This is a genomic window from Paenarthrobacter sp. CM16 (assembly GCF_013179505.1).
In the GTDB taxonomy this organism is placed as follows: domain Bacteria; phylum Actinomycetota; class Actinomycetes; order Actinomycetales; family Micrococcaceae; genus Arthrobacter.
Genome location: NZ_JABMCX010000494.1, coordinates 1 through 1870, shown reverse-complemented (window position 1 = coordinate 1870; position 1870 = coordinate 1). Strand labels below are relative to the sequence as shown.

Sequence of the window (1870 nt, the reverse complement as noted above, 5' to 3'; positions counted from 1 at the left end):
GAATATAGCCGTCCCACTTGGGCTCGTAGTAGGAAGCGCCCGGGAGCGCGTTAGGACCGGGGAGAGCCTTGACGAGTTTCGCCAGGGCAACAGCAACCGGTGGTTGCAGTGCCCTCGGGATGGACTCGCTCATGGAATCTCACTCTGTTCATGCCGGCCACCTGTGCGGCCAACTCTTAGGAGTGGCGCTGAGTTACCACGTCACCGGTTGCTCAACAGAGAAACGCACCGGGGACTCGCCTTTCACCAGGTTCGCTGGTTCAGGGCTCATGACGGACATGGTGATCTGATCGATGAAGTCTTCGATATCCGCTTCGGGAGCACCCTCACGGGGTTCCATGGGGCCGGGGCGGCCAACTTCGAATCCGGTGATCTCTTCGTTCTCGTCCTTGCATACCAGCAGGGTCTCGTGAACTTCGTTCGCGAAACCCTCGGCCGTCTCCTGATCCGGGAAGCCCTGGATCTCCAACTCGGCCGTCTTGTCGTCTCTCTGGACGTTCACTTTGAAACCAAGCATGTTGCTCCTTTGAGTGTTGCTGTATCTAGTAGCGCTGCTGGTCCGGGCGTCGCATGATCTGAACCGCGCTTCCGAGGCAGACCGCGCCGGAAGCGATCAGGATTACGGCGGAGGCGATGAGATACCAAGTGCCGCCGGTGGTCAGGGCGCAGTAGACGCCGTACACAAGGAAGCCAGTCCCCAAAATCGCCCAGATCAGCGCTGCTTTCTTCTTGTCCATGGCCCCAGCCTAAAGGACCAAGACCACAACGGGCGTCCGCTCCGCGGCCGACTGCAAAAGCATCTTTTTGCCTTACATGTGGCTGGGTTGTTCTCCGTACAAGGCCACTGATCGTAGCCGTCCGGGGGCCCGACCCGTCAACCCACGCAACCGGATAATCCCACGCGGTCGCTGCGCTCCCTTATTTCGCGGGATTCCCCGGTCACTCTTCGGGGTTGACGGCCCACCCTCGACCGGCTGGACCAGTGGGGGCCTCGCACAGCGGGGCAGGAAGGAGGTGGCTACATGAGCATCGACGAAGCGATCAAGCTCGCGACTTCGGTCGTGAGCTTGATAACAGCTGTCATCGCTCTACTCTTCATGCGGAACGCGCGCTTAACAAGCAAACGGTCCCGAGCAGCAACTCGGAAGCGTAAGCGTAAAGCAAGGAAGTAGGTGTAGGTACGAAACCCGGTGGTCGTGACCGCTTCGGTTGCGGCCACCGGCTCCTTCCCAGACTAAGTCCTACTCACCGATAAGGAAACCTCATGGAACCACTGACCATCGTGAACTTCGTTCTCTCACTCACAGCACTGGGAGCTTCAATCATGGCGTACCGCGCCAACACAAAAGTCCCCAAGGAAGACGGAAGCTAGACCGGATCCAGGGCGGGCCGCCACACGGTGGTCCGCTCTACCGGGCCGGGCTGCCCTTCGGACTCCGCATGAACCTTCCTGCGAAGTCAGCGGGATAACAACACAATCGCTATCGCCACTCCAATGAGGACGGCACCTAGCCCGACAACGACCATGTACCCAGGCTCTGGCCGACCCATCAACTTAGTGCCCGTCTTACCAAACCTTGCTTGCTGAGAGCCCTCCATCAATTTGCTGAGCGCTTTGCGCTTTACGATCACGAGAACACCGATAAGTACGGCCACTCCCGCAACAACGCTTCCAATGAGTAGCTCCACGGTTCAGGTATCCCATCCTAAAGATTGAGGCCAGCCTAGCCTCTTAGGGCCACTATGCTCGCGGGGCTCGCACTCCTTTTGGGCGTCCACTCCGCTTCGCTCCGTGGCCGGCTGTTGGGCCCGGTCCCGACGTCGCAGAGCTCCGCCGTGCCCGGTCCTGTTGTGTCTACGACGTTTTTTG

The 1870-nt window shown here is 59.6% G+C and carries 2 protein-coding genes; both read right to left on the bottom strand.

Translation table 11 applies throughout. The features are described 5' to 3' along the window. Nucleotides 1-193: 193 nt before the first annotated feature. On the bottom strand, nt 194-517 hold the full coding sequence (locus HP499_RS23800; protein ID WP_172326506.1) for a hypothetical protein: 324 nt from the start codon (nt 515-517) through the stop codon (nt 194-196). Between the two features lie 25 nt (nt 518-542). Further along, nucleotides 543-737, bottom strand: a complete 195-nt coding sequence (locus HP499_RS23795; RefSeq protein ID WP_172326505.1) for a hypothetical protein — start codon at nt 735-737, stop codon at nt 543-545. Nucleotides 738-1870 lie beyond the last annotated feature (1133 nt).

Coding starts and splice junctions, on each gene's coding strand:
- HP499_RS23795 (WP_172326505.1), bottom strand. CDS start 737: ATGGACAAGAAGAAAGCAGCGCTGATCTGGGCGATTTTGGGGACTGGC.
- HP499_RS23800 (WP_172326506.1), bottom strand. CDS start 517: ATGCTTGGTTTCAAAGTGAACGTCCAGAGAGACGACAAGACGGCCGAG.